The organism is Cellvibrio sp. UBA7661 (assembly GCA_002483365.1).
Taxonomy (GTDB): domain Bacteria; phylum Pseudomonadota; class Gammaproteobacteria; order Pseudomonadales; family Cellvibrionaceae; genus Cellvibrio.
The window spans coordinates 504,989-511,178 of record DLHT01000018.1; the positions used below are offsets into that span (position 1 = coordinate 504,989).

Here is a 6,190-nt window from a genome sequence, read left to right on the forward strand (position 1 = left end):
ATGGACTGGTCAGCCTACTGACAGCTGGGGCAACACCCATACTATGATGCCCCCTACGCCCTACACCAAATGCCCAATGCCCACCATCCATGTAATTCACTCTATCTAGATGGAACACTGTATGTCTGATTATTCTACTCACCCAACCATATCGCGGATTTCTGCAGGCGAATTTACACTTTTAATAGCGCTATTGATGTCTGTTGTTGCGATGTCAATTGATGCACTTCTGCCTGCACTTGGATTTATCAGCAAGGAAATCGCTTTAAGTCACGCAAACGAAGCGCAATACATTATCAGCGTTCTATTTCTAGGGATGGCATTAGGCCAATTGATATGTGGCCCTTTATCTGATGCTACAGGGCGCAAAAAAATACTCTATGCGGGCATCAGCTTATTTTTAGTGGGCAGTGTGATTTGTTTTTTTGCACAAGACATTAATACATTATTACTCGGGCGTTTTATTCAAGGTCTGGGAGTTGCAGGCCCTTATGTATCTGCTATTTCTATCGTGCGCGATAAATATACCGGCAATGAGATGGCGCGGATCATGTCGCTGGTGATGATGATTTTTATTATGGTACCTGCACTCGCGCCCAGCATTGGTCAAGCAGTTTTACTTGTCAGTTCCTGGCGTTATATTTTTGTTCTTTACATCATTTATGCACTTATCATTGGTATCTGGATTTTTATCCGGCTGGAAGAAACGCTGCCTAAAGAATATCGCATCCCCTTCACAACGCGTGGTTTTATCGATGGCTTTAAAGAAGTCATCAGTAATTACACGACTATGTGCTACACCCTCTGCATGGGGTTATTTTTTGGAAGCTTTTTAGGCTACCTCAATTCATCTCAACAAATTTTTCAGGAACTGTTTAATACTGGAAAATTATTTACTGTGTATTTTGGTTTATTGGCATTAGTGTTTGGTGTTGCCTCATTAGTTAATGCGCGCCTCGTACAAAAATGGGGAATGGATTTTTTGTGCAATCGTGCCGTATTGGGAATTATTGTCAGCTCAGGAATCTTTCTGATTATTATTGTGCTAGCTCCGGTAAACCTTTGGATTTTTCTGGCCTATGCCGCTGTGTTATTTTTTTGTTTTGGTTTGGTTTTTGGCAATGTCAACGCGATGGCAATGGAGCCTATGGGACATGTTGCAGGAATCGCATCGGCTATCATTGGCGCAAGCTCATCAATTTTATCGATGATTATTGGTACAACAATAGGACAGATGTACAACAACACTCTGATCCCGGTTACCAGCGGCTTTTTAATGCTGGGGTTAGCTGCTTTATTGATATTGCATTTAGCTCGCATCCGTAAAGCAGAAGAGCAGGCCTTGATTGCGAAAACCGGCGAAGTAAATTCACCAACCTCGTAAATTGGTAATAAGCGTCACCAAAAATTGATTAAAAAGTAACTGGCATATTGCCAGGCAACTGCGTACCATGCGCAGCGGTACCCTTAAGGTCAGTACCGCCCTCTTCTTGTCGCAAGTATCAAATGCTTGCCATATCTCCGCTCGCCAGACCTTGCCCGCTATGCGGGAGGCCGAGCAACAGGAAACTCTTATGTCTTTCGAAAATCTCGGTCTGCGGGCCGATATACTGCGTGCTATTGCTGATGAAGGCTACAGCACGCCCACTCCTATTCAATTACAAGCCATTCCGGCCGTATTAAACGGTGGCGATATATTGGCAGGCGCCCAAACTGGCACAGGTAAAACAGCAGGTTTTACCCTGCCACTCCTTGAAAAACTGAGCAACGTTAACGTCGAAAAAACCAGTAATGGACGCCGACCTGTACGCGCCCTGATATTGACACCTACGCGCGAGCTCGCTGCGCAGGTTTACGAGAGCGTGCGCAATTACGGAAAATATTTACCACTTCGCTCAACAGTTGTATTTGGTGGCGTCAGCATCAATCCGCAAATGATGAAGCTGCGAGGAGGTGTAGACATTTTAGTTGCGACGCCTGGTCGCTTGCTTGATTTAGTCAATCAAAATGCAGTCAGTTTAAAGCAAGTGGAAATATTGGTTTTGGATGAAGCCGACCGCATGCTCGATATGGGTTTTATACACGACATTAAAAAAGTGTTGGCGCTATTACCCAAGCAGCGCCAGAACCTGCTTTTTTCCGCAACCTTTTCCGATGAAATCAAAGCTCTCGCAGATAAGTTATTAAATCAACCGACATTGATTGAAGTGGCTCGTCGCAATACAGCATCAGAACGAGTCACCCAACGCGTACATCCAGTTGACCGTAATCGCAAACGCGAGCTTTTATCGCACTTGATCAACCAAGGTAATTGGCAACAAGTATTGATTTTTACTCGCACCAAACACGGTGCAAATAAATTAACCGAACAATTGCTGGATGACGGTATCAGCGCCGCTGCAATCCATGGCAATAAAAGCCAAGGCGCACGCACCAAAGCCTTGGATGATTTTAAACGCGGAAGCATTCGCGCACTGGTCGCCACTGATATTGCCGCACGCGGAATTGATATCGACCAATTACCTTATGTTGTTAATTATGAGCTGCCTAATGTGCCAGAAGATTATGTGCATCGCATAGGGCGCACCGGTCGTGCGGATGCAGAAGGTATTGCAGTATCGCTGGTCTGTATTGATGAAGATAAATTTTTGCGCGACATTGAAAAACTGATCAAGTGTAATGTAGACAAAGAAATCATCAACGGCTTTGAACCAGATCCAAATGCTAAAGCCGAACCAATTGTACTGGGGCGGCGGATGACGATAGGGGCTGGAGCAGGAAAATCCGGTGCCGCAGGAAATGGAAAGTCATCGCACAAAAAACCTGCGCTCGGACAAAAACCCAAAAATGGAAGTAAACAAGCACCCACTAAAAATAGTGGATCACACAATACAAAACCACAAGGTGGTGCTAATCGCGCTGCGGCCAGCAACAAATCCCAACCACGCCGCTCACAGCAAGCACACTAAATAAAAAATCCTCGTCATATCTTTTATGACGAGGATTTTTTGTGTTGTTATCGCTCAACTGATAATCAGCGCTGCATATCATACTTGCGCATCTTTTCGACCAATGTTGTTCGGCGCACACATAATTTATCAGCTGCGCGCGCTACTACACCGCCACAATCATTCAAAGCTTGTTGAATTAAACTCATTTCAAGATTTGTAATATATTCACGCAGATCAATACCCTGCTCTGGCAATAACGGAGTATCGTTCATACTGACATAACCGGCAACGCCTGTTAATGCCCCATTACTTTTCTCGGATGCATGGACAAAATCCTCATCAACCACATCCACATGGCGATATTTTGCAGGTAAATCCTGCACTCCTATCACACCGAAAGGATGCATAATTGCCATACGCTCTACCAAATTTGCCAACTCGCGTACGTTTCCACTCCACTCATGCTGGCACAGCGACATAATTGCAGCTGAATTAAATCGTATCGAGCCGCGCTGTTCACTTTCCATGCGCGAAACCAACTCATTGATTAAGAGCGGAATATCTTCAGAACGCTCTTTGAGTGAAGGCAATTCAATGGGAAATACATTCAAACGATAAAATAAATCTTCCCGAAATGTATTTTCAGTAATCATATTCTCAAGATTGCGATGAGTTGCCGCAATAATACGCACATCAACGGGTTGTGTTTTATTACTACCTACTCGCTCAAAACAGCGCTCTTGCAATACACGCAAAATTTTAACTTGCATGTTCAGCGGCATATCACCTATTTCATCAAGAAATAATGTACCGCCTTCCGCCAATTCAAAACGTCCAGCGCGGGAATTAATTGCACCGGTGAATGCTCCTTTCTCATGGCCAAACAATTCGCTTTCCAACAACTCAGCAGGTATAGCACCACAGTTAACAGGAACAAACGGTTTATCACGGCGTGGAGAGTTGTAATGCAAATTACGTGCGACCACTTCTTTACCAGTACCAGATTCGCCCGTAATCAATACCGATACATCTTTGTCGGCTACTTGCGCCATCATTTCACGAACATGCTGGATTTCACGGCTAGTGCCTACCAAGCTGCGGAATAAATGGACAGGACGACGCAGAGGTTGGCGTTTACTGGTAGATTGCGCCTCGCGATATAACTGGGCACGGTGAAGGGTATCAACCAATTTGTTGTACGTGGGTGGTATAGCAAGTGTTGCTATCACCATAAAACGATAGAGTTCATCCAAACTATCAAGCGCGTTTTGGTTTTCCTCGCCAACTAACACAACCGCTAGCTCGTCATTCCAACTGCGAAGTTCTTTCAGAAGCTGCGCAAGGGATTGTCTACTCTCACTGTAATCACCAATAAATATGGCGACGTAATCTTCGCCGTTATTTTCCCCCGCAACAGCGGCTTGCCAGGATCCGCTTGCTGAAACAAGTGCAGTTTCACTGAGAAAGTCGAGCAGGATTTTTAAATCGTGCCTGCGTGACGAATTATCGTCTATTACCAGCACTTTATTATTTCGCCACATACCCCAAGACCTTTTTCATTCTATGCCAATGCCCGGCCAGTAAATAGCAAACACAGGCGGCGAGACGACTTATCGGAGTAAGTAATAGACGAGCGAGAGATCTTAGTCAAATTTATGGCGAAAAGTTTTTGGCGTTATATTATTTTTTATTCATTAAGAGCATTTATTCGCCAATAATATGCCTTCGCACACAGTAAAATTAACAACAAAGAACAGCGATAGAGCATAAAAAAAGTATTCTGAAATTACAGATCAGTTTCTTAGAGCCTAGAGTTTTGAGCAGCCAAGATCGACCTCAAGCAGAAGGCGCTATATCGTCCCAACCGGATTTGACTGTTTTTAACAGCTGGATGACTTCATTCACTTTCTCAATATCGTTTTGAGTAGATGCTTCGAGCAGTGTTAAGTTTATGTATTCGTACAATTGATCCAAACGCTCAGAAATCTCACCAGCCTCCATATCAAGGGAGCTGCGCAACCCTCCCACTATGCTGATTGCCTTGCCCAGCATTTCGCCCTTAACCGCCAAATCCCCGCGCTCTATCGCACCTTGCGCAACAGCCAAGCGAGCCAAGGCACCTTCAAAGAGCAACTGGATTAATCGATGTGGGGAGGCATTACTGATTTCTGACTCAATACCCAATTGGCGGTATTGTTTAAGAGCTTCTTGTGGATTGTAATTAGACACGGGCAGATCCCCTGCTGACAGTTATTTACTTAAGGCTAGCAGGCTGAACCCATTTTTGCGAGTTTTGCTATAAGAGAGTTATTTTAAAAACATTATGAACTAGTCACAGTTAACAATTTTTAACAGAGGCGCAGCGCATTACTGCCTAACACACTGCGGATATCCAAGATCAAGTTGCATGTAGAAAAGTAACCTCTCGTTGGCACTGGGCAATCAAACCGGCATAAACACCCTTCAGTTCGCTCAAGGCATTAATAACAGCAGTTTTATCGTCCCGATTGGCCGCAATGACACGATCAATGAGCAATATGCAGATACGGTCTAAATGTCTCACTTTCTCCCAATCTTCCGCATCCAATGCAGCAGTCAATGCAAACTGTACATTGCGCATCGCTACCACGCCTGCATCTCCCTTGTAATCAGGGGATTTTACCAACTGGATTGCCATGTTATCCCCCTCATTAAACCTGGTTAGCGATAGCATCCCATGCTGACTTTATTTCACCCAATAACCGGCCACACTCATCAAGGTAATCAGGATTATTTTCGTAATTTGCCTGACTCAACCTACGGATAATGTAGTCATATAACCCATCAAGGTTAGCGGCCAAGCTTCCGCCCTCTTTATCATTAAGGCTACCTTGCAAGCCACCAACGATAGCCACCGCTTTACCAATCAATTCACCTTTACGTGCAATCTGATTTTGCTGCATAGCACCTTTAGCCTGGGCAATCCGCTCCAAAGCACCTTCGAATAGCATCTGGATTAATCGATGAGGTGACGCAGTTTCTACAGATGAATGGACTTTTACATTTGCATAATTTTGCACAGCAGAATAAGCATTCATAATTCACCAATATCGTAAGGATTTACTCACTACCTTGCCCTTCAACCTGCATCGGGCAGCTATATAAGCTAACGGCTCGAGCGACAAAACCTTTAACAGGAATCACAGTAAATTTCGCATTTATTTTGTTTATTACCAAAACGCGGATTCAAGTAATAACTG

Annotated in this window: 6 protein-coding genes; 2 read left to right on the plus strand and 4 right to left on the minus strand. The window is 44.2% G+C overall.

Translation table 11 applies throughout. The features are described from left to right. Positions 1–121 precede the first annotated feature (121 nt). A complete protein-coding gene (locus B2739_RS17425) occupies positions 122–1,384 on the plus strand; it encodes a multidrug effflux MFS transporter (RefSeq protein WP_331347103.1) in 1,263 nt (420 codons plus the stop codon). Between the two features lie 190 nt (positions 1,385–1,574). Then, on the plus strand, positions 1,575–2,969 hold the full coding sequence (rhlE, locus tag B2739_RS17430; RefSeq protein WP_331347104.1) for an ATP-dependent RNA helicase RhlE: 1,395 nt from the start codon (positions 1,575–1,577) through the stop codon (positions 2,967–2,969). A 65-nt stretch (positions 2,970–3,034) separates the two neighbouring features. Here rhlE and B2739_RS17435 read toward each other — a convergent pair whose 3' ends face one another. The 4 genes from B2739_RS17435 to fliS (B2739_RS17450) all read right to left on the minus strand — a co-directional run bounded on the left by B2739_RS17435 (position 3,035) and on the right by fliS (B2739_RS17450) (position 6,028). After that, positions 3,035–4,492 carry a sigma-54 dependent transcriptional regulator gene (locus tag B2739_RS17435; RefSeq protein ID WP_331347105.1) on the minus strand — a complete coding sequence of 486 codons (1,458 nt, stop codon included), beginning with the start codon at positions 4,490–4,492 and terminating at the stop codon, positions 3,035–3,037. A gap of 295 nt (positions 4,493–4,787) precedes the next feature. Further along, positions 4,788–5,180: a flagellar export chaperone FliS gene (fliS, locus tag B2739_RS17440; RefSeq protein ID WP_331347106.1), complete on the minus strand. Its 393-nt coding sequence runs from the start codon at positions 5,178–5,180 to the stop codon at positions 4,788–4,790. 169 nt (positions 5,181–5,349) lie between these two features. Next, entirely contained in the window at positions 5,350–5,628 is a 279-nt protein-coding gene (locus B2739_RS17445) for a hypothetical protein (RefSeq protein ID WP_331347107.1), read from the minus strand. Positions 5,629–5,641: 13 nt separating this feature from the next. Continuing rightward, a complete protein-coding gene (fliS, locus tag B2739_RS17450; protein ID WP_331347108.1) occupies positions 5,642–6,028 on the minus strand; it encodes a flagellar export chaperone FliS in 387 nt (128 codons plus the stop codon). Positions 6,029–6,190: the final 162 nt, after the last annotated feature.